Annotated in this window: 21 protein-coding genes; 8 read left to right on the forward strand and 13 right to left on the reverse strand. The window is 70.4% G+C overall.

Annotated elements, in window-relative coordinates:
• Positions 1 to 171 precede the first annotated feature (171 nt).
• Positions 172 to 1,113: a hypothetical protein gene (locus ACIBH4_RS38310; protein WP_362521881.1), complete on the forward strand. Its 942-nt coding sequence runs from the start codon at positions 172 to 174 to the stop codon at positions 1,111 to 1,113.
• A gap of 140 nt (positions 1,114 to 1,253) precedes the next feature.
• Here the strand turns inward: ACIBH4_RS38310 and ACIBH4_RS38315 are convergent, their stop codons facing one another.
• Positions 1,254 to 1,709 carry a sterol carrier family protein gene (locus ACIBH4_RS38315; RefSeq protein ID WP_350950171.1) on the reverse strand — a complete coding sequence of 152 codons (456 nt, stop codon included), beginning with the start codon at positions 1,707 to 1,709 and terminating at the stop codon, positions 1,254 to 1,256.
• A gap of 223 nt (positions 1,710 to 1,932) precedes the next feature.
• Here ACIBH4_RS38315 and ACIBH4_RS38320 point away from each other — a divergent pair, with 223 nt between their 5' ends.
• The gene (locus tag ACIBH4_RS38320) at positions 1,933 to 4,038 is read left to right on the forward strand and encodes a PhoX family phosphatase (RefSeq protein ID WP_362521877.1); all 2,106 of its coding nucleotides are present in this window, start codon (positions 1,933 to 1,935) and stop codon (positions 4,036 to 4,038) included.
• 173 nt (positions 4,039 to 4,211) lie between these two features.
• Here ACIBH4_RS38320 and ACIBH4_RS38325 read toward each other — a convergent pair whose 3' ends face one another.
• Genes ACIBH4_RS38325 through ACIBH4_RS38335 form a run of 3 tightly spaced genes read right to left on the reverse strand, consistent with a single transcriptional unit; the run spans position 4,212 to position 8,503 of the window.
• A complete protein-coding gene (locus ACIBH4_RS38325; RefSeq protein WP_362521875.1) occupies positions 4,212 to 5,684 on the reverse strand; it encodes an MFS transporter in 1,473 nt (490 codons plus the stop codon).
• Between the two features lie 44 nt (positions 5,685 to 5,728).
• Positions 5,729 to 6,397, reverse strand: coding sequence for a Crp/Fnr family transcriptional regulator (locus ACIBH4_RS38330; RefSeq protein ID WP_362521873.1), 669 nt, complete (start codon positions 6,395 to 6,397; stop codon positions 5,729 to 5,731).
• 57 nt (positions 6,398 to 6,454) lie between these two features.
• A complete protein-coding gene (locus tag ACIBH4_RS38335; RefSeq protein ID WP_362521871.1) occupies positions 6,455 to 8,503 on the reverse strand; it encodes an adenylate/guanylate cyclase domain-containing protein in 2,049 nt (682 codons plus the stop codon).
• A gap of 243 nt (positions 8,504 to 8,746) precedes the next feature.
• Here ACIBH4_RS38335 and ACIBH4_RS38340 point away from each other — a divergent pair, with 243 nt between their 5' ends.
• Positions 8,747 to 9,718, forward strand: a complete 972-nt coding sequence (locus ACIBH4_RS38340; protein WP_362521869.1) for a hypothetical protein — start codon at positions 8,747 to 8,749, stop codon at positions 9,716 to 9,718.
• 395 nt (positions 9,719 to 10,113) lie between these two features.
• On the opposite strand, the gene purL is transcribed toward ACIBH4_RS38340, so the two are convergent.
• From purL to purS, 4 genes are all read right to left on the reverse strand, one after another.
• Positions 10,114 to 12,369, reverse strand: a complete 2,256-nt coding sequence (gene purL / locus ACIBH4_RS38345; RefSeq protein ID WP_362521867.1) for a phosphoribosylformylglycinamidine synthase subunit PurL — start codon at positions 12,367 to 12,369, stop codon at positions 10,114 to 10,116.
• On the reverse strand, positions 12,366 to 13,049 hold the full coding sequence (purQ, locus tag ACIBH4_RS38350) for a phosphoribosylformylglycinamidine synthase subunit PurQ (RefSeq protein ID WP_362521865.1): 684 nt from the start codon (positions 13,047 to 13,049) through the stop codon (positions 12,366 to 12,368). Before purQ ends, purL begins: the two co-directional genes overlap by 4 nt.
• Before the next feature lie 261 nt (positions 13,050 to 13,310).
• Positions 13,311 to 13,745, reverse strand: coding sequence for an ATP-binding protein (locus ACIBH4_RS38355; protein WP_362521863.1), 435 nt, complete (start codon positions 13,743 to 13,745; stop codon positions 13,311 to 13,313).
• Between the two features lie 175 nt (positions 13,746 to 13,920).
• A complete protein-coding gene (gene purS, locus ACIBH4_RS38360) occupies positions 13,921 to 14,166 on the reverse strand; it encodes a phosphoribosylformylglycinamidine synthase subunit PurS (RefSeq protein WP_350950147.1) in 246 nt (81 codons plus the stop codon).
• 410 nt (positions 14,167 to 14,576) lie between these two features.
• On the opposite strand from purS, the gene pdhA reads away from it, so the two are divergent.
• The 5 genes from pdhA (at position 14,577) to ACIBH4_RS38385 (ending at position 21,365) form a co-directional block, all read left to right on the forward strand.
• On the forward strand, positions 14,577 to 15,668 hold the full coding sequence (gene pdhA, locus ACIBH4_RS38365) for a pyruvate dehydrogenase (acetyl-transferring) E1 component subunit alpha (protein ID WP_362521861.1): 1,092 nt from the start codon (positions 14,577 to 14,579) through the stop codon (positions 15,666 to 15,668).
• On the forward strand, positions 15,665 to 16,642 hold the full coding sequence (locus ACIBH4_RS38370; protein ID WP_362521859.1) for an alpha-ketoacid dehydrogenase subunit beta: 978 nt from the start codon (positions 15,665 to 15,667) through the stop codon (positions 16,640 to 16,642). The genes pdhA and ACIBH4_RS38370 overlap by 4 nt, the downstream gene beginning before the upstream one ends.
• Positions 16,643 to 16,656: 14 nt before the next feature.
• Positions 16,657 to 18,246 carry a 2-oxo acid dehydrogenase subunit E2 gene (locus ACIBH4_RS38375; protein WP_362521857.1) on the forward strand — a complete coding sequence of 530 codons (1,590 nt, stop codon included), beginning with the start codon at positions 16,657 to 16,659 and terminating at the stop codon, positions 18,244 to 18,246.
• An 888-nt stretch (positions 18,247 to 19,134) separates the two neighbouring features.
• Complete coding sequence (locus tag ACIBH4_RS38380) at positions 19,135 to 20,865, forward strand: ABC transporter ATP-binding protein (protein ID WP_362521855.1); 1,731 nt, start codon at positions 19,135 to 19,137, stop codon at positions 20,863 to 20,865.
• A gap of 206 nt (positions 20,866 to 21,071) precedes the next feature.
• The gene (locus tag ACIBH4_RS38385) at positions 21,072 to 21,365 is read left to right on the forward strand and encodes a Dabb family protein (protein WP_362521853.1); all 294 of its coding nucleotides are present in this window, start codon (positions 21,072 to 21,074) and stop codon (positions 21,363 to 21,365) included.
• 39 nt (positions 21,366 to 21,404) lie between these two features.
• On the opposite strand, the gene ACIBH4_RS38390 is transcribed toward ACIBH4_RS38385, so the two are convergent.
• From ACIBH4_RS38390 to ACIBH4_RS38410, 5 genes are all read right to left on the reverse strand, one after another.
• A complete protein-coding gene (locus ACIBH4_RS38390; RefSeq protein WP_350950153.1) occupies positions 21,405 to 21,629 on the reverse strand; it encodes a DUF6458 family protein in 225 nt (74 codons plus the stop codon).
• Between the two features lie 52 nt (positions 21,630 to 21,681).
• On the reverse strand, positions 21,682 to 22,908 hold the full coding sequence (locus ACIBH4_RS38395; protein ID WP_362521850.1) for an adenylosuccinate synthetase: 1,227 nt from the start codon (positions 22,906 to 22,908) through the stop codon (positions 21,682 to 21,684).
• Between the two features lie 297 nt (positions 22,909 to 23,205).
• Positions 23,206 to 24,162, reverse strand: a complete 957-nt coding sequence (locus ACIBH4_RS38400; RefSeq protein WP_362521849.1) for a hypothetical protein — start codon at positions 24,160 to 24,162, stop codon at positions 23,206 to 23,208.
• A gap of 135 nt (positions 24,163 to 24,297) precedes the next feature.
• Positions 24,298 to 25,263: a lipopolysaccharide kinase InaA family protein gene (locus ACIBH4_RS38405; RefSeq protein ID WP_362769774.1), complete on the reverse strand. Its 966-nt coding sequence runs from the start codon at positions 25,261 to 25,263 to the stop codon at positions 24,298 to 24,300.
• Positions 25,260 to 26,012, reverse strand: coding sequence for an NUDIX domain-containing protein (locus tag ACIBH4_RS38410; RefSeq protein WP_362521845.1), 753 nt, complete (start codon positions 26,010 to 26,012; stop codon positions 25,260 to 25,262). Before ACIBH4_RS38410 ends, ACIBH4_RS38405 begins: the two co-directional genes overlap by 4 nt.
• Positions 26,013 to 26,240: the final 228 nt, after the last annotated feature.

A 26,240-nucleotide genomic window follows, 5' to 3' on the forward strand; every position in this document is an offset into this window, starting at 1 on the left:
CCCGGCGGCGGGGGGGGGGGGGGGGGGGGGGGGGGGCCCCCGGGGGGCCCCCCCCGGGGGGGGGGGCGCCCGGGGGGGGGGGGGGGGGGGGGGGGGGGGGGCCCCCCCCCCCCCACCCCCCCGACGCCGTCGGTTCCCGAGCCGTGGGAGGAGCCGGACCCAGAAACACCCGTGCCCGATCCCAACGAGCCGACCTGGCGGCCGTCCTCCATCCCCACGGAACCGCAGGTGCCGCCGCACCCGGACACGCCGACCGCGCCCGAGGTACCCCCGCCCGACCAGGGGGGTGGCAGGCACGTCACGCCGGGGTCTCCCGGGACCCCGGGAAGCCTCGGGGCGCAGGGATCGCCGATCGGCCCGTCGTCCGAGGGGGCACCCGAGAGGACACCCGAAGGAGCACGGGAGGGGACGTCCAAGGGAGCCGGGGAGCCCGAGGGGCAGCCCTACACGGTGCCCGGCACCACGCCGTCCGCCTACCCCGGCTGGGAGAGCGCCTCGGAGACCTCCGGCGAGTCCGGCAGGCCCGAGACGGATCACCCCGAGATCCCTGAGCCCCCCACCCCGCCCTCGCGCTACGAGCAACCGGGACCGGGACGCTACGAGCAACCGGGACCGGGATACGAGCAGCCGAGATACGGGGAGACGCAGCAGGCCGGGCAGCCCTACGGTGGTCCGGGAGTGCCGCCACCCGGGACCGACCCCTCCCAGCAGCCCTATGCCGGCACCCCGTACCCCGCACCGCCGGGCGCGCCCGCCTACCCGTACGCCACGCCCTATCCGGCGTATCAGGACGAGGGGCGCCGGTCCAGCGGGAAGCTGGGCACCGCCGCGCTCGTGCTCGGGATCGTCGCGATCCTCTCGCTCGTCGTCTGCGGCCTCGGCGTACTGGTGGCGGTCGTCGGCCTGATCATCGGCATCGTCGCGCTCACCAAGCGGTCGGCTCCAGGCCGCGCCTGGGTGGGGATCGTGCTGAGCCTGCTCACCCTGGTGATCGCGGCGGTGTTCCTGAGCTGGGTCTACAGCAAGGTCGGCGACTGCATGAACCTGCCTCCCGAGCTCCAGCGGCGCTGTGTCGAGGACAGGTTCGGCATCCAGGTTCCGCCCGCCCCGTAACGGCGGGCGGGGCTCACGGGCGTACGTGGGGGCACGTGACGGCGGGTGGGGATCAAGGGCGTGCGGTGAGGGCACGTGACGGCGTACCACGGCGTACCCGGGGGCCGAGCGTCGCCGGGGGTGCCCGGCGTATCCGGGGGTTATCGCAGAGGCAAATGGCCGGACAGGTCGGCGCGGGCGCCGCTCGCCGCGATCTTTCCCGCCGCCGTCGCCTCCGACCAGGTCAGGCCGCCGGTGGCGAGTTCCAGCCAGGTGCGCGCGTCGGTCTCCACCACGTTGGGCGGGGTGCCCCGGGTGTGACGGGGCCCCTCCACGCACTGCACCGCCGCGTAGGGCGGGACCCGCACCTCGACGGTCCTGCCGGGGGCCGCTGTCGCGAGCTCGTCCAGCAGGTGCCGTACGGCGAAGCGGGTGATGTCCCGCTCCGGGCGGACCTCCCGTGCGAAGGCTCGAAGCACCACGCTCACGCAGGCGCCGAGCAGCGCCGCGAGCCCACCCGGCCCGTCGTAGGGTGGTTCGTCGAGGGCGCTCAGCTGGGTGTCGAGAGCGGCGCGGACCTTGGCCGGGTCGGGTTTGTGAGGTGGCACGCCCTCCATGATGCCCGCCTGAGCGGCGCCCGCGGACGGCTCCGGGCCCACTCGCACCTTCCGGACGGTGTCGGAGCGGCCCGTACGGGCCCGCTCGTCCGGGGCGTGACGCTCGCCTGAACAGCTCATTCGGACAGACGGTTCATTATCCCGGCAAACGTCGTTCACCTCAGGTTCGGCCGGCGCACGTAGCCTCCGGGCCGGAAGACCTCGCCCCTTTTTGGAGGACCCCGTGGCGAACACGTCACCGCGCCGACTGCTCCCCCTGCTCACGAGCCCGCACAAGGGGGGCCGCAGCGCGCTCACCTGCCGGTTCCGCTGCGGTGACCAGTGCGCTCACGATGTGGTGAACACCAGCGACAACACCTACTTCGGCGACGTGGTCGCCGAGGCGATGACCCGCAGGGGCATGCTGCGCGCCGGCGCCCTGGGCGCGGTCGTCGCCGGAGTCGGGCTCGGTACGGCGGCCCCCGCCCTCGCCGACCCGGACACGGATGTGAACGCGAAGACCTCCGGCGGAGGTCACGGCCACGGTCCGGGCCACGGCCCTGGTCAGAAGGACGGCCTCCGCTTCACCGCCATCGCGCCGAACACCGACGACAAGGTGACGGTCCCCTCGGGCTACCTGTCGGCGGCCGTGGTGCGCTGGGGCGACCCGGTTCTGCCCGGCGCCCCCGCATTCGACTTCGAGAAGCAGACTGCCGCCGCGCAGGCCAAGCAGTTCGGCTACAACTGCGACTACGTCACCCTCTTCCCGATGGGGCAGCACCGGGGTCTGCTCTGGGTCAACCACGAGTACACCGACGAGAACCTCATGTTCCGCGGCTACACGGACGGCACCGCCGCGACGGAGGAGCAGATCAGGATCGCGCTGGCGGCGCACGGCGGCTCGGTGGTCGAGATCGAGCGGGTGGGCGGCTCCGGCCAGTGGAAGCTGGTCACCAAGGGCCCCCGCCGTTACAACCGCCGCATCACCGTGCAGACCCCCATGAGGTTCGCCGGCCCGGCGGCCGGAAGCGCCCTGCTGAGGACCACGGCCGACCCCCGGGGCACCACGCCGATCGGCATGCTGAACAACTGCGCGGGCGGCACCACGCCGTGGGGCACGGTGCTCAGCGGCGAGGAGAACTTCAACCAGTACTTCGTCAACGGCAACGGCGTGCCCGAGGCGCAGAAGCCGTACCTCGCCCGGTACGGGGTGAACACCACCACGGGCATCCCGAGCGGCAACCGCAGGTTCGACCGGGTCGAGGAGCGCTTCGACCTGGCCAGGCACCCGAACGAGATCAACCGCACCGGCTGGATCGTGGAGATCGACCCGTTCGACCCCGACTCCACCCCGATCAAGCGCACCGCCCTGGGCAGGATGGCCCACGAGGGCGCCACCACCTCCCTCGCCGCCGACGGCCGGGTGGTCGCCTACATGGGTGACGACTCCCGGTTCGAGTACGTCTACAAGTTCGTCTCCCGGCAGCGCTACATCCGGGGCTTCGACCGGCACAACCGGACCCTGCTGGACGACGGCACGCTGTACGTGGCGAAGTTCACCGGCGACAGCCCGGCCACCGAGATCGACGGCACCGGCAGGCTTCCCGCCGACGGACTGTTCGACGGCTCGGGCGAGTGGATCCCGCTCGTCACCGGCAAGGTCTCGCACGTTCCCGGGATGACGGCCGAGGAGGTGCTCGTCTACACGCGTACGGCGGCCGACAAGGTCGGCGCGACGAAGATGGACCGTCCTGAGGACGTGGAGCGCAACCCCGTCACCGGCGGCGTCTACGTGGCACTGACGAACAACACCAACCGGACCCCGGCCCAGGTGGACGAGGCGAACCCGCGCCCGGCCAACAAGCACGGCCACGTCCTGGAGATCGTCGAACGGCGCAACGACGCCGGGGCCACGACCTTCGCCTGGTCCCTGCCCCTGGTCTGCGGCGACCCGAACGACCCGGCGACCTACTTCGCGGGGTTCGACAAGACCAAGGTCTCGGCGATCTCCTGCCCCGACAACGTCGCCTTCGACGCGGACGGCAACCTCTGGATCTCCACCGACGGCAGCCAGCTCGGCGCCAACGACGGCCTGTTCGTCATGCCGGTCAGTGGTCCCGAGCGCGGCCACCTGAAGCAGTTCCTGAGCGTGCCGGTCGGCGCCGAGACCTGCGGTCCGCTGGTCAGCGAGGACCAGCGCAGCGTCTTCGTCGCCGTGCAGCACCCCGGTGAGACCAACGGCGCCACTCCGGAGGCCCCCAGCAGCCGCTGGCCCGACGGCGGCACCTCCCAGCCCCGCCCGTCCGTCGTGGTCGCCTGGCACGCGAAGGGCGGCAAGATCGGTTCCTGACCCGCGTCCCCCTCGATCGGCGAGACGACACGCGACGTCGACCGTGCACGGTCACCCCCGGCGCCCACGCGAGAGTCAGGGGGATCCGCCGGGGGACGGTGGGGTCGTCTCGCCGATCACGGGGCGGCGGGGAAGGTGAGTACGCGGTTCGCGAAGGCCGACCGGGGGCGGCGTCACGCTGGACGGTCGAGGAGACGGGGACGGGCGAGGGCGGCCGTGAGGGCGCCCGTGAGCGCGACGACGAACAGGACGGCGTAGGTCCTCTGGAAGCCGGTCATCAGATGCTCGACGGCGACGGGGGACAGGCGCGACAGCGTGCCCGCGTAGACCTGGCCGCGCAGTTCGGCACTGACCGAGCCGGACAGGATGCTGAGCGTGAGGGCGACGCTCAACACGATCCCGACGTTCATGATCATGAGTCGGAAGCCGTTCACCACGCCCAGGCTCCCCGCGGGCAGGGCGGACATGACCTGGGTCGTGTTGCCGGTTATGAAGGTGCCGCTGCCGCAGCCGCACAGGAACAGACCCGCCGCGATGATCCAGTACGGCGTGGCGGGGGCGGTGTTCAGCAGCAGGACGCCCAGCCCGGTCGCGCTCATCAGGGCGCCGCCCACCGAGAGCGCGTACGGCCTGATGCGGCGGCCGAGGGCGCCGGTGATCGGGGAGGCGAGGGCCATGCCGATCGGGACGGGAAGCACACCCAGGGCCGCGGTGACGGCGTCGAGACCCCTGGCGGCCTGGAAGTAGAGGGCGACCAGCAGGATCAGCGCGGAGCGCGCCAGCGCGTTGCAGAAGGAGGCGAGGTTGGCGAAGGCGAGCACGCGCTCGCCGAACAGCCCCACGTCGAGTACGGGATGCGAGGCCCGGCGCTCCACCACGACCAGCGCCGGCACCAGTACCGCCGCGATCGCCACGCCGACGATCACCACGGGGCTCGACAGGCCGCGCGATCCCGCCTCGGACAGCGCGATCAGGGCCGCGGAGAGAGCGGCGAACACGATCAGGTTGCCGAGCGCGTCCACCGGCCGGCGCGCCCCCCGCGGGACGTGGCGCAGCGTGAACGCGCCCCAGACGAGGGCGATCAGCCCTGCGGGCACGTTCATCCAGAAGACCCACTGCCAGCCCGCGGTGTCGGCGATGAGGCCGCCCAGGGTGGGACCGGCGAGCTGGGCGACCGAGAGGGTGCCGATGTAGACGCCCATGCCCTGGCTGAGCCTGTCGGGAGGGAAGGCGTCGGTGATGATCACGGTGCCGTTGGCGAGGATCATCGCGGCACCGATCGCCTGCACCGCGCGCATCGCGATCAGGAACCAGATGCCCGGCGACAGTCCGGCGAGCAGTGACCCCACGGTGAACAGGACGAACCCCGCGAGGTAGATCTCCCGGCGCCCGAGCAGGTCGGCCACCCTGCCGAAGAACACCAGCGTCGCGGTGTTGACGAGCAGAAAGGCGAGCAGGACCCAGCCCGCGGAGAACGCGTCGGCGTGGAAGTGCCTGACCACGGTGGGAAGCGCCACGTTCAGGGTGCTGCCCGAGATGCCGATCAAGACCAGGCCGAGGCTGGTGACCGAGCAGACCCGCCATGCGTAACGGAGCTTAGATGCGTATTCGGGGGATCCGGGTAGGTCTTGGGGGATTGCGACCATACCTCCAAGTCTGCCGGACGTCGTACGTCGCCCCGTCGGGGCCCTCAGCGGGCTCGTTTGCGCAGGCCCTCCATGTCGTGGATGATCACGCGGCGCCGGCCCGTCTCGATCAGCCCGCGATCACGCAGGGAGCGCAGCGCCTTGCTGACCGCCTCGCGGGAGGCCCCGGTCCAGCCGGCGAGCTCGTCCTGAGAGAGGGGCAGCGCCACCCGCACCCCGCCGTTGTCCGGCTCGCCGTACCGCTCGGCCAGCTCCACCAGCCGGGTGGCCACGCGGCCGGTGGTGTCGAACGCGCCGTACTCGATGCGCTTGCGGTCGGAGTCGCGCATCTTGCCGATCACCATCCGCATCAGCAGTACGGCGACCCTCCCGTGGGCACGCAGGTACGAGGAGAAGTCGCGGATCGTGATCCCTTCCACGGGTTCGAGGGCGGTGACCGTGGCGGACCTGGGCAGCCCGTCGATCGCCGCGAACTCGCCGAGCAGCGCACCGGGTCCCCGTACCGCGAGGACCACCTCACTGCCGACCGCGGTGTGCGAGGAGACCTTGACGCGACCGGAGGTGAGGACGAGCACCCAGTCGCTCTCGTCGCCCTCGGTGCACACCGTGTCACCCCTGTCCCAGCGCCGGGGCCTCCCGGCGGCGTACAGAGCCTTCACCTCGTCTTCCGTGAGCAACGTGATGAATTCGCCCGGTTCGGGGGAAGAAATCATGACCACCTCCTGGCGACTTCGATTGTGTTCGCACCGCTCTCGCGGCGAAAGGTACTTTTACCTGAGATCGGCCAGTACGTAGGCATGGACGGGTTGCGCCCTGCCCTTGAGGCTGAGCGGGCCCAGCGGTCGGGTCTCGGCCCGGGGGCCGACCAGGTCGAGGGTGCTCTGGCCGATCACGACGCTGCCCGGCTCGGCGATCCCCTCAAGCCGGGCGGCCACGTTGACGCAGTCGCCCATCGCGTTGAAACCACGCAACTCGGGGCTGCCGATGTTTCCGACGAGCGCCTCACCGGTGTTGATCCCAATTCTGAAGCGAGGATATCCGGGCATTCCCTCCGCGATCTCCTCAGCGGCCCGCTGCATCGCGAGGCCCGCCCGCACCGCGGCGAGGGCATGGTCCTCCTGCCGGGCCGGGGCGTTGAACAGCGCGAGCAGCGCGTCACCCACGAACTGCACGATCGTGCCGCCGTTGCCGAGCACGATGGGCACGGCCGCGGTGTGGTAGCGGTTCAGCATCTCGACGATCTCGCCGGGCGCCACCCGCTCGGAGAAGCTCGTGAAGCCCTTCAGATCGGCGAAGAGCGCGGTTAGCTCCACCAGCTCACCACCGAGCGCCGCGGTCTGGGGGTCGGCGAGCAGCGACTGGGCCACGTCCGGTGACATGTACTGCCGGAAGAGGGTCTCCAGCTCGCTGTAGAGCCGGGCGTTCTCCAGGGAGATGGACATCTGGCCGGCGAGCGTGGCGGCGAGCGCCTCGTCCTGCGGGGTCCTGCCGATCGGCACCTCGATCGCCCCGGCGAGCCTGCCCTTCACCATCAGCGGGTGGATGACCTTCCCCTCCAGCCGGATCGGCCGGTCCTCGGGGAAGTCCCGCCGGCCGTACTCCGTGGAGTTCACGGTGACCCGGCCGTTGTCGACCAGCTTGATCCGTACGTCCCCGTACGCCTGCCGGACGCGGTCGAGGCCCTGGGCGAGCATCTCCTTCTCCGGCAGGCCCACGCGGGCCTGCCTGCCGATGTCGACCAGCGCCGCGAGCCGGTCGCTCAGCTCCCGCTCGTTGGCGAGCGCCTCACCCGCCCGGTCGAGCACCGCCGCCTGCGACTCGGTGAGCCCGAACTTGCCCGCCAGCCTGTCCGCGATCGGGACCCTGCTCTCCTCCCTGCGCCGCAGGTGGCCGACGAGCTCCTCCAGGGCGGCCTCGTAGTCGGCTCTGATCCTGCGGACCGTCGCCGACAGCGCCACCGAGTCGAACAGCCCCGCGCTGGTGCCCTCACGCCGGAACTGCAGGTAGGCGCTGTAGGCGACGAAGACGAACGCGGTGGTCAGCAGCGCGTGCCACAGCCACCACGACAGGTGCCAGTTGCGGTGGGACAACCCCGCGACCAGCGCCTCGGCGAGGAGCGCGTACGCGGTGACCAGGCTGATCAGCACGACCGCCGGGCGTCTGCGGTGCAGCTGGAACATCATCGCCGACGCAGCCGCGAACAGGGCCACCCCGACCCACTCCAGCCCGCCCAGGCCCGTCCCCATGGGAGGCGAGCCGCTGAGCGGGGTGAGGTCCGGTACCAGACAGGCCACCCCCCACCCGATGATCAGGGCGGCGAGTCCTCCGCGCAGCCACATCTGGTTTCTCAGCACGGCCTCGGCCGCCCGCTCGCCCAGGGGGAGCGCCGACGCGAACGCGAACACCGAGGCGACGAGAAGACCGACCGGATGGGAGAGGTCGAAGCCGTAGCTCGTGCCCTCCAGGATGATCCCCGGCGTGGTCAGCCCGTGCACCAGGAACGATCCCGCGCCGCTCAGGAAGACCAGGGAGACCAGCAGCAGGCGGGCGTCCGAGCGCCGGGCCGACGCCTCGCCGACCATGAGCCCCAGGACCAGGTTGATCCCGGCGATGGTGATGATCAGCCAGAAATGACTGGGATTGTCGTGCAACACGATGTTCAGGTCGGGCTCGGCGAGCAGCAGCCAGAGCCCGAGCATCGGCAGCGCCAGATGCAGCGCCCACACCACGGTGCGGATCGGCTGGGTCGCCGGTGGAAGGTACGGTTCCCGCCGGGCGTGGTCTTCCGAGACCGCGTCTGTCGGGTTGATGGTCGGCACGGTGGCCTCCGCGTCTGGAGAACCCTGTCGGTTCCCTGTCTTTGTTCGTCCGCGCCCAGCGGGCGGGTTCCCCCGAACGGCCCGATTATCCCGTACGCGGCAGGTGTCGGCAGGCGAGTCGAACGGCAGGGTTTCGAGGCCTAAGCGTGATGTTTGGCGTGCCAACCCTTGGAACGCTTGAAACGTGTACTACGTGTACCTCTTCAATCACACCAGGCTCTGGTGTCGCAGAAAGGAAGCCCAGTGGCTATCAGGTTGCCGGGCGGACGCTCGCTCGCCGCCGTCACCGTTGGCGTGCTCGTCGGAACGCTGTTCACCGCGGGCGGCAGTGCCGTCGCCTCGTCGGCGGGCGCGGAGATTCACGCGTGCGTTCACAAGCAGACGCGCTACACCCGGATCGTCAACGCGACGGCCAAGTGCAGGACGACCGAGATCCGGATCAGGTGGGGGCAGCAGGGCGAGGCCCAGCAGCAGGGCATCGCCAGCGCCGGCCCGCAGGGCGAGCGCGGTCCGCAGGGCCTCAAGGGCGACGCCGGACCGCAGGGCCCGCAGGGTCCGCAGGGGCTGCGCGGGCTTCCCGGCAAGAACGGCGCCACCGGCCCGCAGGGTGTCAAGGGCGAGGCCGGCCCGCAGGGTCCCAAGGGGGCCGACGGGGAGAAGGGCAACACCGGCCCACAGGGTCCGCAGGGTGAAGAGGGCAAGCCGGGCGCTCAGGGACCCGCCGGTCCCAAGGGTGACAAGGGTGACAAGGGCCTTCAGGGTCCCGCCGGTCCCAAGGGCGACAAGGGCCACCAGGGTCCCGCCGGTCCCAAGGGTGACAGGGGCTTCCAGGGTCCCAAGGGTGACGACGGCAAGCAGGGGCCTGCCGGTCCTGCCGGTCCCAAGGGTGACAAGGGTCTCCAGGGTGAGGACGGCAAGACCGGTCCGGCCGGACCCGCGGGACCTGCGGGTCCTGCCGGTCCCGCAGGTAAGGACGGCAAGGGCGCTGTCCCGACCATCACCACCGTCACCGACTCCTTCTCATTCGGCGGTCAGGGCGGAAGCAAGAGCGTGAGCTGCGGTGCGGGCAAGGTCGTCACGGGTGGCGGCTTCAGCAGCAGCGGTGGTAGCGCTTCAGGTCAGATCTACACGAGCGCGCCCAGCGGCAGCGGCTGGACCGTGGCCGGCAAGAACACCAGCGGCACCGCCTACGCGCTCTGCATGAGCGCCTCCTGATCTACGGCGGCACTCCACCGGCACGTGAGAGATCCCGGACGGTTGTCAGGGCGCTCACGTGCCGTGGAACGCGGACGGCCGCGCGATCCACCGTGTGATGCCACCGGTGGCGGTCACAGGAAGGGAATCCTCGTGCCCGGGCGCCGTCCTCGTGATCCGTCCGGTCGCCCGACCCGGTTCACGGGAACGCGACCCACGTGATCCGTCCGGCCCGTTTTCGCGGGAACGCGAAGGGCGGGCGGCGCGGTGGGGACTCACCGTCCTCACCACGCCGTCTCCCCGCGCCGACCGTGTGATCCATATAGATCGGCCGGGCCCCTCACCGTCACACGACGGTGAAGGGCCCGGCCTCCCAAAGAAAAGACCTCCGAGATCCCTGGGATCTCGTACGAGGATCAGCCGAAGATGCCCGGCAGGGTGGACGTGTGGGTCTCCCTGAGCTCGGCGACCGGGATCTCCAGGACGCCCTCCACCTTCAGCGAGTCGCCACCGGTGGTGCCCAGGCCGTAGCAGGGGACGTCGCGGGCCGCGCACAGCTGCGCGAAGGCGTCGAACGACTCCGGCGCGACGGTCACCAGCGCGCGGGCCGACGACTCGCTGAACAGGTCGACGAACGCGTCGTCGCCCGTCAAGGAGACCTCGCAGCCCACGCCCTGGGCGATGCAGGCCTCGGCGAGGGCGATGGCCAGCCCGCCGTCCGACAGGTCGTGAGAACCGGTGAGCAACCCCTGTGCGGCGGCCTCCGTCAGGACGAGGGCGAGGTCGCGCTCCGACTCCAGCCGCGCCACCGGCGGCAGGCCACCGAGGTGGCCGTGGGCCACGTGCGCCCACTCCGAGCCGCCGAACTCCTCCTCGGTCTCGCCGAGCAGGACGATCCTGTCGCCGCCGCCGGTGAAGCCGGTGCGCACCCGCGAGGCCACGTCGTCGATGACGCCCAGCACGCCGACGACCGGCGTCGGGTGGATCGGGACGGATCCCGTCTGGTTGTAGAACGAGACGTTGCCGCCGGTCACCGGGACGCCGAGGGTCTTGCAGGCGTCGGCGAGACCGCGCACGGCCTCGGAGAACTGCCACATGACCTCGGGGTCCTCGGGGGAGCCGAAGTTGAGGCAGTTCGTCACCGCGAGCGGCGTCGCGCCGGTCACGGCCACGTTCCGGTACGCCTCGGAGAGGGCGAGCTGTGCCCCTGCGTACGGGTCGAGGCGGGTGTAGCGGCCGTTGCCGTCGGTGGCGAGCGCGATGCCCCTGGTCGTCTCCTCGGCGCCGGGCATCGCCTCGCTGATGCGCAGCACGCCCGCGTCGGCGGGCTGGGCCAGCACGGTGTTGCCGCGGACGTACCGGTCGTACTGGGAGGTGACCCACTCCTTGGACGCGAGGTTCGGCGAGCCGAGGAGTTCGAGCAGCGTCGCGCGCAGGTCGGCGGGGCGGGCGAGACGGCCGGGGGCGTCGCCGTTCAGCGCGACCTGGCCGGCGGGCTCGTGGAACGGCCGCTCGTAGACCGGGCCCTCGTCGGCCGCGGTGCCCGGCGGGATGTCGACGATGGTCTCGCCGTGCCAGGTCATCACGAGGCGACTGGAGTCGGTGACCTCGCCGATCACGGTCGCGGGGATGTCCCACTTCGCGCAGATCGCCATGAAGGCATCGATGTCGTCGGGGGTGACGACCGCCATCATGCGCTCCTGCGACTCGCTCATCAGGATCTCCTCGGGCCGCAGCGAGGGATCGCGCAGCGGTACGAGGTCGAGCCTGACGTCCATGCCGCCGGTGCCCTTGGCCGCGAGTTCGGTGGTCGCGCAGGAGACGCCTGCGGCGCCGAGGTCCTGGATGCCGACGACCACGTCCGCCTGGTACAGCTCCAGGCAGCACTCGATCAGCAGCTTCTCCATGAAGGGGTCGCCGACCTGGACGCTGGGGCGCTTGGCCTGCGACTCGTCCTCGAACGTGGCAGAGGCGAGCACGGACGCGCCGCCGATGCCGTCGGGGCCGGTGAGGGCGCCGAACAGGACGACCTTGTTGCCGGGACCCGGTGCCACCGCGAGCTTGATCTGGTCCTTGCGCAGCAGGCCGACGCACAGGGCGTTGACCAGCGGGTTGCCGATGTAGCAGGGGTCGAAGACGACCTCGCCGCCGATGTTGGGCAGGCCCAGGCAGTTGCCGTAGTGGCTGATGCCCTCGACCACGCCGGGCAGCACCCGGCGGGTGTCGTGGGCGTCGGCCGCGCCGAAGCGGAGCGCGTCCATCACCGCGATCGGCCGGGCGCCCATCGACATGATGTCGCGGACGATGCCGCCGACGCCGGTCGCCGCGCCCTGGTGAGGCTCGACGTAGGACGGGTGGTTGTGCGACTCGATCTTGAAGGTGGCGGCCCAGCCGTCGCCGATGTCCACGACCCCGGCGTTCTCCCCCATCCCGACGAGCAGCGCCTCCGACTTGGGGGCCTTGGTGCCGAACTGGCGCAGGTGCACCTTGGACGACTTGTAGGAGCAGTGCTCGCTCCACATGACGCTGTAGATGGCGAGCTCGGAGCCGGTGGGCCGGCGGCCGAGGATCTGGCGGACCCGCTCGTACTCGTCGAGCTTCATGCCCAGCTCGGCGTACGGCTGGCGCTCGTCCGGGGTGTCCTCGGCCCGCTTGACGGTGTCGAGACTCATGCGTTCACCAGATTCTTCAGGATCGAGGAGAAGAAGCCGCGGCCGTCGGTGCTCGGGGCGCCGGTGAGATCCTCGACGGCGTGCTCGGGGTGCGGCATGAGACCGACGATGTTTCCGGCCTCGTTGCGGATGCCCGCGATGTCGTTCAGGGAGCCGTTGGGGTTGCCGCCCGCGTACCTGAAGACGACCTGCCCGCCCGCTTCCAAAGCGCTCAGGGTCGCCTCGTCGGCGACGTAGCGGCCCTCGCCGTGCTTGATCGGCAGCACGATCTCCTGACCCTCGGTGAAGTCGGAGGTCCAGGGGGTGGCGGTGTTCTCGACCCGGATGCCCTGGTCGCGGCAGACGTAGTGCAGCCCGGCGTTGCGCATCAGCGCCCCGGGCAGCAGGTGGGCCTCGCAGAGGATCTGGAAGCCGTTGCAGGTGCCGAGCACCGGCAGCCCGGCCCTGGCGGCGGGGATCAGCTCCTCCATCAGCGGCGCGAACCTGGAGATGGCCCCGCAGCGCAGGTAGTCTCCGTAGGAGAATCCGCCGGGCAGGAAGACCGCGTCGACTCCCTTGAGGTCGGGGTCGGCGTGCCACAGCGGGACGGCCTCACCGCCCGCGTGGCGCACGGCGCGAGCCGCGTCCTGATCGTCGAGAGTTCCGGGAAAAGTGACCACGCCCACGCGGGCAGCACTCATCGTGTTCCTTTCAGCGCGGAGACCCTGCCTTCGGCTTCAGCCGTGGGGAAGAAGACAAGACAGCGTTCCCCTCCACAAACGAGCACCGCGCCGGCGTCTCACACACTCGGACGTCGGTCCGCGGCGGTGCTTCCAGGTTATCCGCTCCCGGTGGGCGCTCAGGCGCGGAGTGTCCGATCGCACAGCTCAGCGGGCGGCCGCCGGGTTCGTACGGCCTCGTACGATCTTGTATGGCCTCGGGTGCGCGGCCGGGCGGGCCTTTCAGACGGCGGCGAGCACCCGGTCGCGGAGGTAGGCGGCGTCGTGGTCCCAGTCGAGGTGCTTGCACAGGTGCACGACGGTTCCGCGGCCGGGAGTGATGTCGAAGGAGATCTCGTCGACCACGGCCTGCATGATCAGCAGGCCCCTGCCGTTCTCGGCGTCGGTCGGCGGGTAGTGCTCGGGCACCCGGACGAGGCCCTGGCCCCGGTCGATGATGCGGACGTCGCAGCGACCGTGGCCGATGGTGGTCTCGACCTCGTAACGAGTGGCCGGACCCCCGTGTCTCACGGCGTTGGCGCACGCCTCGGTCACCGCCAGCAGGATGTCGGCGACGCAGTCTTCCGTGACGCCGAGTGAGCGCAGGGAGTCACCGAGCGCCCTGCGGACCATCGGGATACCGACGGCCTGTCGTGGCAGAGCCAGCGAGAACTCCATGTCCACCGGTTTCCTCCCGGGGTAAGACGTCACCTCGTGAAGGCTTCCCTGCAGAATCCGGGCTAACCGCAAAATAACCGTAATGTTATTGACTGGTGGTCAAGCCGTGGGATTGCTCCGCCCATAAAGCCGGATATAGCCGGATTTGTGCAGTCGATCTGCGTGGAGTGACGGCCTAGGACTCGACGGTGACGGTGTAGTCCTCGATCACCGTGTTGGCGAGGAGGGTCTCGGCCATTTTTCGGACGTCCGCAATTGCCGCCTCGTCGGCGGGCCCTTCGAGCTCCACCTCGAACCGCTTGCCCTGCCGTACCGCTGAGACACCTGCGAAGCCGAGCCGCGGCAGTGCACGGGCGATCGCCTGCCCCTGCGCGTCGAGAATCTCGGGCTTCAGCATGACGTCGACGATGACGCGCGCCACGGTGTTCCTCCTGGTTGAGACGGGGACGGTCCGGCGCCTCAAGAGTAACGGGCTCCGGCCGCGCTCCGGTGCAGGGGCCGGACCTACAGATCCCGCGCGAAAGGTCACGGATGGTGAGCGGTCGCGGATCTCTCGGGTGAAGGGACCCGGCGGCGGGTGACGCCCCTGGATCCCCGACGTGGCAGGCGATACGCCGGATCTCGCGCGGAGGTACGGGCGGGTGAAAAGGAACGCGCGGGGAACGGGGATCATATGGACGTCGAGGCAGGTCTTGCGCACAGGTATGTGACCTCTGCCACGATGGCCACAAGCGCGGACGAACCACCACCAGAAGGGTCGAACGCGTCGCGAATCGGCCGGACGACGGTGGAGAACCCATCCAGACGGCCCCGAGCACACAGGAGTGGCACGTGACAGCCGACGCCTCTCGTGGTGCGGAAGCACCTCCGGAGCTCATCCAGCTGCTGACCCCCGAGGGAGAACGGGTCGAGCATCCCGACTACGACATAGATCTGACACCCGAGGAGATCCGCGGGCTCTACCGGGACCTGGTCATGGTCCGCCGCGTCGACCTGGAGGCCGTCGCACTGCAACGCCAGGGCGAACTGGGGCTCTGGGCCTCGTTGCTCGGGCAGGAGGCCGCGCAGATCGGCTCCGGCCGAGCGCTGACCGAGGCCGACATGGCCTTCCCGACCTACCGCGAGCACGGGGTGGCCTGGTGCAGGGGGGTCGACCCGGTCAACCTGCTCGGCCTGTTCCGCGGCGTCAACCACGGAGGCTGGGACCCCGCAGAGCACAACTTCCACCTCTACACGATCGTGATCGGCAGCCAGACCCTGCACGCGGTCGGCTACGCGATGGGCATCCAGCGCGACGGCGCCGAGGCCGCGAGCATCGTCTACTTCGGCGACGGCGCCACCTCCCAGGGGGACGTGAACGAGTCGTTCATCTGGGCGTCGGTGTTCAACGCGCCGGTGGTGTTCTTCTGTCAGAACAACCAGTGGGCGATCTCGGAACCGCTGGAGAAGCAGTCGCGCATCCCCCTGTACCGCAGGGCGAGCGGGTTCGGGTTCCCCGGCGTCCGTGTCGACGGCAACGACGTCCTCGCCTGCCTCGCCGTCACCCGCAAGGCGCTCGCCGACGCCAGGTCCGGGCAGGGGCCGATGCTGATCGAGGCCTTCACCTACCGGATGGGTGCCCACACCACCTCCGACGACCCGACCCGCTACCGGGTGGCCGCCGAGCTGGAGGCGTGGAAGCTCAAGGACCCGATCGAGCGGGTCAGGGCCTACATGTTCAAGAACCAGTTCGCCGACCAGGAGTTCTTCGACGCGGTCGACGCCGAGGCCGACGAGCTGGGACGCGACGTCCGCAAACGCTGTCTCGAACTACCCGACCCCGAGCCGTCGGCCATCTTCGACCACGTCTACGCCGAGCGGCACTCCCTGATCGACGCCGAGCGTGCCGAGTTCGCCACCTACCTGGAGGGGTTCGAGGCATGAGCATTCTCACGATGGCCAAGGCGCTCAACGAGGGGATGCGCAAGGCCATGGAGGACGACCCCAAGGTCCTCGTGATGGGGGAGGACGTGGGCAAGCTCGGCGGGGTGTTCCGGGTGACGGACGGCCTGCAGAAGGACTTCGGCGAGCAGCGGGTCATCGACACCCCCCTGGCCGAGTCGGGCATCGTCGGGACGGCCATCGGCCTGGCGCTGCGCGGCTACCGCCCGGTCTGCGAGATCCAGTTCGACGGGTTCGTCTTCCCCGCGGCCGACCAGATCATCACGCAGCTCGCCAAGATGCCGCTGCGCTCGCTGGGCAAGCTGAGGCTGCCGGTCGTCGTACGGATTCCGTGCGGCGGGGGCATCGGCGCGGTGGAGCACCACAGCGAGTCGCCCGAGGCCTACTTCACCCACACCGCGGGCCTGCGCGTCGTGGCCTGCTCCAACCCGGCCGACGCCTACACCATGATCCAGCAGGCGATCCGCTGTGACGACCCGGTGATCTTCTTCGAGCCCAAGCGGCGCTACTGGGAGAAGGCCGAGGTGGACGTCGAACCCTCCGGCTGGCCGCCCTTCGACGAGGCCAGGGTGGCGCGGCCGGGGACGGACCTCACCCTGCTCGCGTACGGGCCGATGGTGAAGACCTGCCTTGAGGCCGCGAAGGCGGCCGAGGAGGACGGCCGCTCCCTGGAGGTCGTCGACCTGCGCTCGCTCAACCCGCTCGACATCGCGAAGGTCACGGAGTCGGTGCGCGCGACCGGGCGCTGCGTCGTGGTGCACGAGGCGCCCGTCTTCAACGGCTTCGGCGCCGAGGTCGCCGCCCGCGTCACCGAGGAGTGTTTCTACCACCTGGAGGCCCCGGTCCTGAGGGTCGGAGGACCCTCCACCCCCTACCCGCCCTCGCGGCTTGAGGACCACTACCTGCCCGACCTGGACCGGGTCCTGCACGCCGTCGACCGCGCGTTCGCGTTCTGAGGAGGGGCGGAGAGATGAAGGAGTTCAAGCTCCCCGACGTGGGGGAGGGCCTCACCGAGGCGGAGATCGTCCGCTGGCACGTGAAGGCCGGTGACCCGGTCAAGGTCAACCAGATCATCGTGGAGATCGAGACCGCCAAGGCCGTCGTCGAGCTTCCCTGCCCGTTCGAGGGCGTGGTGGCCGCCCTGATGGCGGACGAGGGCGAGGTCGTGGACGTCGGCAGGCCGATCATCTCGGTGGACGACGGCACGGGCGCCTCTCCGGCCCCCGCTCAGGCCCCTGCTCAGGCCACGGCCCCTGACGGGGCGGCGGCGCGGACGGAGGCCCTCGCCGACGACATGGTGCCGACCCCGCCGGCCGAGGTCCGGCAGCCGGTGCTGGTGGGGTACGGCGTGAAGCCGGGTACGGCCAAGCGTCGTCCACGCAAACCGGTCTCGCCCGGTACGTCCCCCGCTGCGGGGGCGACGCGGCCCGGTGAGGGGACGGCGGGTGCGTCCACGGGGACGGCGCCCACGACGCGGGCCCCCGAGCCGGTGCCGTCCGGTGTGAACGGTCCGGCTCGTCCCGGTATGAACGGGCCTGGTATGAACGGGCCCGGTGTGAACGGGCCCGGTGTGAACGGGCCTGGTCCGGGCGGTCCCGGGGTGGCCGGTCCCGGTGCGGGTCCGGCCTCGTCGCCGGGAAAGATCGCGGTTCTGGCGAAACCCCCGGTGCGGAAGCTCGCCAGGGACCTGGGGGTCGACCTGGCCTCCCTGGTGGGGACGGGCCCGCACGGCTCGATCACCAGGGGTGACGTCCAGGCCGCCCTCGGCGCCGCCTCCACCCCCGGGGACGCCGCCGAGGCCGGGCTCCTCACCGAGAACGACGTCAGGGCACGAGTACCGGTCGCGACCTGGGAGGGCGAGGACGAGGAGCGAATCCCGATCAAGGGGGTGCGGAAGGCGACCGCGCAGGCGATGGTGTCCTCCGCGTTCACCGCGCCGCACGTGACGGAGTTCCTCCAGGTGGACATGACGGCGACCATGGACGCGGTCCAGCGCCTCCGCGGGCTGCCCGACTTCGCCGAGGTCAAGGTCTCCCCGCTGCTCATGGTCGCGAAGGCGGTGCTCGTCGCCGTCCGTCGTCACCCGATGATCAACTCTGCCTGGGACGAGGCCCGCCAGGAGATCGTGGTCAAGCACCGCGTCAACCTGGGCATCGCCGCGGCCACCCCGCGCGGCCTGCTCGTTCCCAACGTCAAGGACGCCCACCGCCTGTCGCTGCCCGACCTGGCCGCCGCCCTCGGAGCCCTCGCCGAGACCGCGCGGGCAGGCCGTACCCAGCCCGCCGACATGGCGGGGGGCACGATCACGATCACGAACGTGGGTGTCTTCGGGGTGGACGCGGGCACCCCGATCCTCAACCCGGGTGAGTCGGCGATCCTGGCCTTCGGGCAGGTGAGGGAGATGCCGTGGGTGGTGGACGGGCAGGTCGTGCCGCGCAGGGTCTGCACGCTCGCCCTCTCGTTCGACCACCGGGTGGTGGACGGGCAACTCGGCTCGCTCTTCCTTCGCGACGTCGGGGCCATGCTTGAGGACCCCCTCCGCATGCTCGCCTGGGCCTGACCCCGCGACGTGGTGACCCCGCGACGTGGTGACGTGGTGACGTGGTGACGTGGTCTCCCCCTCCGCGGAGGGGGAGACCACGTGCGCGTCCCCTCCCGCCGCGGTGAGAACTCCCTCCCGCGCCCGAGAACGCGGATTTCCCGCGGCCGCGAGCGTCTCCTCCCCGCGCGGGTAAGGGCTCTTTCCCGCCTGCCAGGAGAGGGCGGGGTCCTTCCGGCATGTCCGTGAGGGCACCTTTCCCTTCGTGCCCGTCGGGAAAGCGGGGTGGGAGAGAGGGGTGCGATATACCCCCGGCGCTCGCCTTCCCTTTCCCTGCTGCACAGGCCCGATTACCTCGGCGGGAAAACGAGGGCGTGCCTCGGGAGGGTCCGTACCGGACAGTCGGAACGCCGTGCGGGCCGTCGCTCGGCCGGTAATGGGAAACCCCTTTTCTCTCCTGCGGATCGATCTTTAAGGTGCGCGTTCCCGGCTCCGGTGGGGCAGCAGAGCGATGCCGAGAGGTCGAGGCGGTCTTTACTCTCGATCCGTTTTGTGGCCTTTACGAATTGCTTGGTGAAACATCTTGAATACGTGATAAATATGACGGTTTGTCCGGGTATGAGAGTTAGTGCGTGATTGGTAAGCGCGACAAGCTCAGTGCGAAGGGGGAAGCCATGACTTTCAAACAGCTCTTCCCGGCCGGCCGTTTCCTGGACTGGGGAGGCGGCTGCTGCCGTCGTCGCCGCCGCTGTGGATGCCGCTGCGGCGGAGGGTGCGGTGGCGGATGGTGGTGGTGAGCCGGATCCGGTGCTAGCGGAAACAAATGAGAGCCGGCGGGTCAACCGTCGGCTCTCATTCTCAGAGTCGCCCTCGCCCCACGGAGCGAGGGCCACCGTACGCCGTCCTCCGGTGGCACCCACGGTCTCCATCCGCAGGACCTTCCGGGAGTTCTGGCCGTACACCCGCGGCCTCCGTCATCTGCTCGTAGCCGGTGGCGTGCTCGCCATCGTCGCGGCCGTCTGCGAGGTCGCCGCGATCGGCCTGTTCGGGTACATCACGGACGAGGTGCTCAGCAAGCAGAACCTGGGGGCCTTCTGGTTCCCCGCCACCGTCTGGCTTGGCCTCGCGGCCGTCGCGGGTCTGGTCTCCTTCGCGGGGTCCTACCTCACCGCCCTGGGGGGCGAACGCTTCCTGCTGAGGTTGCGCGACAGGGTGTTCGAGCACATCCAGACGCTCACGCCCGACTTCTTCGACAACCGCCGCCTGGGCGACCTGATGGCGAGGCTCACCGACGACATCGAGGCGATCGAGGAGCTCGTCGGCTCCGGCCTGGTCAGACTCTTCACCACGCTCGTCAGCGTGGTCTTCTTCGCCGGTGCCGCCTTCTACATCAGGTGGGACCTGGCGCTGCTGACGTTCCTCCTGGTCCCGGCCTTCCTGCTGGTCGCGAAGGGCTTCGCGAGCAGGTTCAGGATCGTGTCGGCGCGCGAGCGGCTCAGCAACGGGATCATGAACAGTGTCATCGAGGAGGGCCTGTCCAACCAGTCGCTCGTCCAGGCGTACAACCGCCAGGGCGCCGAGGCCGAGCGACTGCACTCCGAGGGACACACCTGGATGCGGGCGAACGTGGCGCAGGCGTGGCTCTCCTCCCTGTACGGACCCGTCGTCCAGGTCATCGAGACCGCCTGTCTCGTCATCATCCTCGGGTTCGGCGCCTGGGAGATCTCCTCGGGGCGCCTCACCATCGGCGGCCTCCTCGCCTTCGCCGCCTACCTCGCCTACCTCTACCCGGCGGTGCAGAGCCTGGGACAGATCGCCCTCACCGTCTCCGAGGCGGCGGCGGGCTCCGACCGTGTCATCGAGATCCTCACGACCCGGCCGACCGTCGTCGATCGCGACGACGCCGTCCACCTGGGGCGCGGACGGGGCCGCATCGAGTTCCAGGGGGTCGGCTTCACCTATCCGAACAGGAGAAGGCCCACGCTGCGGGACCTGTCCTTCACCGTCGAGCCGGGGGAACTGGTCGTGTGCACCGGGCCGAGTGGCGTGGGCAAGTCCACGCTCGCGAAGCTGCTGCTGCGCTTCCACGATCCCACCGCGGGACGCGTCCTCCTCGACGGGATGGACATCCGGGACCTGTCGCGCGAGTCGCTGCGTGACAACATCACCATCCTGCAGCAGGAGAGCCTGCTCTTCTCGGGGACCGTACGCGAGAACATCGCCTACGGAAGTCCCGGCGCCGACCTGGACGCCATCGTGCGGGCCGCCGTGATGGCGGACGTCCACGACTTCGTCGCCACGCTCCCCCTCGGGTACGACACTCCGATCGGGCAGCGCGGCCGGTTGGTGTCGGGCGGGCAGCGCCAGCGGATCGCCATCGCGAGGGCGATCCTGCGCGACGCTCCCGTCCTCGTCCTCGACGAGCCGATGACGGGTCTCGACGCGCCCACGGCGGCGCGGATCATGGAACCGCTCAAAAGGCTCATGGCCGGGCGCACGACCATCCTGATCACCCACGACCTCAGGTTCATCCCCGAGGCGGCCCACAAGATCGTGCTCGAAGCCGTACCGAGACGCTCCGGCCGGATAAGGATCAAGTCCGCCGGACGCCGCCGAGGGTCCACGTCGCGTCCCGCGTGAGGACGGGCTCCCGTATCCGAGTCCTCCGTCCGGCGTGACGGAGGACTCCCGTGCCCGCAGGTCCACGCCGTCCCCGCGTGAGAGCGGGTCCGCGTACGGGTCCGGCGCCATCCCGTGCCGTGGGGGCGCCGCCGCGTCCCGGCGCGTCTGGCCGTACGCTGGCCGGGCGCTCAGGGCACCTGGGATACCCGAGGGAAGGGAAGATCATGTTCCGGCATGTCGTGCTGTTCACCTGGACGGAAGAGGCCACCGAGGAGCAGAGGGTCAGGGTCGCCACGGAGCTCGCCAAGCTGCCCGGAGCCATCACCGAGATCCGCTCCTACACCATCGGCTCCGACGCGGGCGTGAACCCCGGCAACCACCAGTTCGCCGTCGTCGCGGACTTCGACAGTGCCGACGACTTCCTCGTCTACCGCGACCACCCGCTGCACCAGGCCGTGGTCACCGATCACATCAAGCCGATCGTGGCCTCGCGGGCGGCGGTGCAGTTCGAGGTCTGAGAAGACACAGCCGGCACGGCCAAAGGTCCCCCGGAGGTCCTAGACCTCCGGCGGGTGGTTCTCGCGGTGCATCAGGCGATCCTCGGACGTGTGCCCGCGCTTGGGGGACATCACGATGCTCAGCACGATACCGACAGCACCGACGATCATGAAGATCAGGCCGATCACGTCGATGTGCACCGCCTCGCCGAGGACGTCGGGATCGATGGCGAAGCGGAGGATGGCGCCGAGCGTGAGAAAGAAGATACTGACCCCGACACCCATGAGTTCCTCCGGGTAAGGCTGTACGCCAGGCAAAGAGAGAGTCCGGGATTGGTCATACCCTTTCCGGCGTGATCACACCACCGAGAAGGACCTTGTCTGCGGCGGTGGGTCCCGACGAGCCGAGCCACACCGGCACCCCGAGGGCCTCGGCCACCGCCGCGGGCCAGTCGTCGATCCCGTCGGCGTAGCGCGGCCCGGCCCCTGTCAGCGGTTCCAGAAGCCGTTCCGTGAGCCGGGCCTGCCCGTCGAGGTCGCCCGTCACGCCCACGGGAAGCTCGCCGATCTCGTACGAGACGCACATTCGCGACACCGGCGCGTCCAGGTGGGTGAGCGCGAGGGCGTCGGCCCCGCCGCAGACCGCGAGCGCGTAGCGGTGGGCCACCGCGTCGAAGTGGCCGACGCGGAAGGGGCCCTGCCAGGGACCGGCCCCGTTGTGCGCCTCGGGCGGCGCGAGCGCCGCGTCCTCGGTGACGAGCGGTCCCGGGCCGTGCCGCGGGGTGTAGGTCCGCAGCACGCCCAGCCGGGTGGCGGGCACCCCGTCGAGCAGCTCCAGCGCGTTGGCGAAGGTCGTCGTGCTCCAGGTGGTGTACGGATGGAAGCCGTGCCACTCGTCGAGCAGCACGCCCTGTGCCCCCTCGAAGACCACGGGCCGCCTGCGCAGCAGCGCCGCCATGAACGAGGAGCCGACCAGGATCACCCGCTCGGCGAACGCCCGGTAGGCGTCGACGCAGTCCTGCACGGGCGGCCCGCTCCCGCCGAGGGCGTCGCGGAGCGCGCGCAGCTTGCGGGTGAGCCGGACAGGTTCCTCGCAGTCGCCCGCGACCGGCGCGAGATCGGGGTGCTCCAGGGCGTAGGCCATCGTCTCCCCGACGCCCATCCCGCACGACCCGTGCCGGTCCTCACCGCGCGCCAGCTCCCTGGCCCGCCCCGCCGCCACGTGGTACGGCGTGGCGAGCAGGGCGTCCCGGTCCACGGAGAGCAGGCGGAACGGGTCGGGGACGCCCAGCGCCTCCAGATGGGCCGCCTCCCCGGCCAGCGAGAGCGGATCCACGACCATGAACCTGGACAGGTGGGTCGGCACGCCTCTGAACGTGCCCGACCCGAACTGCGCGAACGTGTGGTGTCTCCCGTCGGGCAGGACGACGTTGTGCCCCGCCTGCGCGCCCCCGTTGAACCTGACGACCGCCTGGACGGGCTCGCGGGCGCAGAGCCAGTCGACGACGGTACCCTTCCCCGCGTCGCCGTACCCAAGGTCGGTCACGATCACGTGCTCACGCATACGGCCACCCGTTCACCCTCGTCTCCCCTTCCGCTGGTTCTCGTCCCGGACGAGTCGTTCTCCGGCCGGTCTTTTCAGCCGGATGCCCTTGCCGGCCCCTCCGTCGGAGCCGTCGGTCTCTTCCGCCGGAGGCTCCTCGAACGTCCCCGTCATCGAAGGCGCCGGGACGGTCTCCTCCGCCGAGGTCCGTCGAGGCCCCTCCCCGGCGGGTTTCGTCCCGCCGGGGAGGAACCGTCTCCCTTCGTGGTGGCACTCCCCGCCGCTTTTCGCGGTGGCCGCCGCACGGCGGGGAGGTTCTCAGAGCCGCATCACGCCGCTGTCGCCGCCCAGGTCGAGCCCGTCGGACACCACGAGGGTGCCCCGGTCGAGCTTGGCGAGGGCCTTGCCCACGGCGCTCCCGGCGTTCGAGCCGATCTCGTCGAGGTCGTCCAGCCCTTCTCGCAGGTCGATGGCGTCCTCGCCGAGGCCGACGGTGAGCGCGATGGTCTCGCAGACCGCGTCCAGGTCGTCCAGCTCCAGCACGTTCTGGCCGAGCAGTTCGCGCCAGGCGGCGAGCACCCGGCTGTCCCCGGCGTAACTCGATCCGGCGGGGAGGATGTAGTAGACGTCGTAGATCCTGGTCAGTTCGGCGACGAGGTCCTTGGTCGGGATGTCGCGCCGGAGCCGCTCGCCGACCACCTTCTCGACCTCGCGCCGCTTGACCTGCGGATAGGGCAGCTCGTCGCCGATGATGAACAGGTAACCCCGGCGGCCACGCTTCTCGAAACAGTCGATCGAGGTGTGCCTGGCCATGAAGTACATCGCCAGCTCGTACGACTCGGACATCTGGCCGCCGCCCCCGCCCTCAAGCAGGATCTTGCCCAGGTGCTCGTCCATCCGGTTGTCGGACTCGAACTGGCCGACCTGAAGGGGGGCACGGTCGCAGGTGGCGTCGCCGATCGCACCGAAGAGGATCTGCGGGTCGGTGGCGTACCCCTTGCGGAGCAGCAGTCCGAGCAGGTCGGGCAGCTTGGTCTGGAGGGTGCGGGGCACCCCGCGCATCGAGCCGGTCACGTCGAACAGGACGGCCACGGCGAGGGAGTTGGGGTGCTCGTCGGAGTCGCGGCTCTCGCGGAGCGCCACCTTGTGCGGGTCGAGGTCGGGGTGAGCGGAGCGGGCGCCGCTGTCACTGTAGGCGAAGGCGCTCGAACCCTTGGCCGCGCGGTAGCTCGCGGCGGCGGAGTAGACGTCGGTGGACCAGATTCCGCTTCCCACGGGGGATCTCCTCGGATCAGGGGTGGAACGTTCTATGAGGTCGTTCCTGAGGTCGTCAAGGTCGTCAAGGTCGTCAAGGTCGTTTCGAAGGTCGTTCTGGGAGTCGAAGGTTTCGAGGGTCGGAGATTTCGAGGGTCAGAGATGGAGCGGCCGGTATTTCCTCGGCCCGTACAGGTCGTCGAGCAGGTCGTCGAGCTCTCCCAGGAGCCGCCAGGCGTCGTTCGGCGGGCTGAGCAGGCTGCCCCGGACGAAGTGCCTGACCGGGGTGGGGACGCGGTCGCCCATGAGGGCGGCCACGCAGCGGGTGGCGAGGTGGATGTCGGTGGCCGGGGTCGCGGGCTTTCTGGCCAGGACCCAGGGCGGATAGTCGTCGCGGTGCCTGGCCACGAGGGCGGTGATCGGGGTGCCGAGCGGGACCGACTGACTCCAGTCGACGAGCACCAGACCGTGGTCGAGCGGGTGGACGAGGACGTGGTGCCCGAAAACCGCTCCGTGCACGACCCCCGCCCGGTGAGCCGCGCCGACGGCCACCAGCAGCCGCCGCCAGATCCACGCCGCGTCCCGCACGTCCAGCACCGGCCGGCGCCGCCGGACCTCGTCCAGGCTCAGGAACCCGTCCGGCACCCGGCTGATCACGTTGGCCTGCCGCTCGACCCCCTCCGAGCGGTGCCGGAACGACTCCACCAGACGAGGCACGTACGGCAGGAGCAGCGGGTCGCCGTCGTGCGCGATCGTCTTCAGTGACTCCGCCTCACGGCGCATGAGGTCGTTGTCCGCGTGGCTGCGCGGGAGTTTGAGCAGCGTGTCGGTGCCGCTCTCGTAGAGCACGGCCGACGCGCCCCGGCGGAAGACGCCCCCGACCCGGTAGGTGCCCCGCCTGGTGGTGATCACCGTCCCCTTGGCCCGCTCCGAGGCTCCCTCGCGGGCCGCCCACAGCTCCGCCAGCCGGGTGAACGCCACGGCGGCCTCCGCTCCCGACGCGAGGTCGGGGTGGAGCAGCCTCGCGAGCCTCCGGTACGCCCGGTGGGGGGAGCCCTCGCCGAACAGGTCCTCGGGCGTGTGAGCGGCGGTCACCAGCGCGATCGCCTCGGCCGTGGTCATCGGATCTGCTCCTCCCTGGCCGGTCGCAGCAGGGCGGGGTGCAGGAGCCGGGCGTCACCGGCCCGGTAGAGCTTGGCGCGCGGCCCGCCCCTGGCCCCGCCGCTCTCGGTGGTCTCGCCGGTGCTCTCCACGAAGCCGGGCACCGACAGGATCTTGCGGTGGAAGTTGCCCGCGTGCAGCTGCACTCCCCAGACCGTCTCGTAGACGCCGCGCAGCTCGGAGATCGTGAACCTCTCACCGGCGAACGCGGTGGCGAGCGGGGTGTACTCCAGCTTGCCGCGCGCCCGCTCCAGCCCGTGCGCCAGGATGCGGTCGTGGTCGAACGCGAGCTCAGGAAGCTTGTCGACCGAGTGCCAGGAGGCGTCGGCCGCGTCCGAGCCTGCCTGGGGATCGGGCAGGTCGGGGGCGAAGGCGAGGTAGGAGATCGACACGACCCTCATCCGCGGATCACGCTCGGGCGCCCCGTAGCTGGCGAGCTGCTCGATGTGGATTCGACCCAATGGCCCGGACAGGTCGGACAGCCCTGTCTCCTCGGCCAGCTCCCGCGCCGCGGCCTGTGGCAGGTCCTCTCCCGGCCGGATGAATCCTCCGGGTAGCGCCCACAGCCCCGCATAGGGTTGCTCGGCCCGCCTGATCAGCAGAACGCGCAACCCGCCCCCGCGAATGGTGAGCGCCACCACGTCGACCGTCACCGCGACCGCCGGGTATGCCCGAGGGTCATAGCCGGCGAGGAACTCCGATTCATCCATTCCATGTCCTTCTCAAATTGAGACAAACTCAGTATGAGAATAACAGATGGCCGATGTCAATGACTTCGCGGTGATTCGTCCTTGCGGAGAAGCGGAAACGGACGAGGGACCGGCCCCGTGAGAACGGGGCCGGTCCCTCGTCGTGCCTGCCGCGGGAGCAGGTGATCACGCGGCCTGAACCGACAGGCCCAGACCGGGTCAGGCCGGTGTCAGGCCGGGATAAGGCGG

Origin of the sequence: Streptosporangium sp. NPDC050284 (genome assembly GCF_044459525.1) — a bacterium.
Classification (GTDB): domain Bacteria; phylum Actinomycetota; class Actinomycetes; order Streptosporangiales; family Streptosporangiaceae; genus Streptosporangium.

Bases quoted from the DNA above. Each gene is read 5' to 3' on its own strand.
- ACIBH4_RS38390 (WP_350950153.1), bottom strand. From the start codon at position 21,629: ATGGGTGTCGGGGTCAGTATCTTCTTTCTCACGCTCGGCGCCATCCTC.
- ACIBH4_RS38410 (WP_362521845.1), bottom strand. From the start codon at position 26,012: ATGGATGAATCGGAGTTCCTCGCCGGCTATGACCCTCGGGCATACCCG.
- ACIBH4_RS38395 (WP_362521850.1), bottom strand. From the start codon at position 22,908: ATGCGTGAGCACGTGATCGTGACCGACCTTGGGTACGGCGACGCGGGG.
- ACIBH4_RS38330 (WP_362521873.1), bottom strand. From the start codon at position 6,397: ATGATTTCTTCCCCCGAACCGGGCGAATTCATCACGTTGCTCACGGAA.
- ACIBH4_RS38315 (WP_350950171.1), bottom strand. From the start codon at position 1,709: ATGGAGGGCGTGCCACCTCACAAACCCGACCCGGCCAAGGTCCGCGCC.
- purL (WP_362521867.1), bottom strand. From the start codon at position 12,369: ATGAGTCTCGACACCGTCAAGCGGGCCGAGGACACCCCGGACGAGCGC.
- ACIBH4_RS38355 (WP_362521863.1), bottom strand. From the start codon at position 13,745: ATGGAGTTCTCGCTGGCTCTGCCACGACAGGCCGTCGGTATCCCGATG.
- ACIBH4_RS38385 (WP_362521853.1), top strand. From the start codon at position 21,072: ATGTTCCGGCATGTCGTGCTGTTCACCTGGACGGAAGAGGCCACCGAG.
- ACIBH4_RS38370 (WP_362521859.1), top strand. From the start codon at position 15,665: ATGAGCATTCTCACGATGGCCAAGGCGCTCAACGAGGGGATGCGCAAG.
- ACIBH4_RS38375 (WP_362521857.1), top strand. From the start codon at position 16,657: ATGAAGGAGTTCAAGCTCCCCGACGTGGGGGAGGGCCTCACCGAGGCG.
- purQ (WP_362521865.1), bottom strand. From the start codon at position 13,049: ATGAGTGCTGCCCGCGTGGGCGTGGTCACTTTTCCCGGAACTCTCGAC.
- ACIBH4_RS38405 (WP_362769774.1), bottom strand. From the start codon at position 25,263: ATGACCACGGCCGAGGCGATCGCGCTGGTGACCGCCGCTCACACGCCC.
- ACIBH4_RS38325 (WP_362521875.1), bottom strand. From the start codon at position 5,684: ATGGTCGCAATCCCCCAAGACCTACCCGGATCCCCCGAATACGCATCT.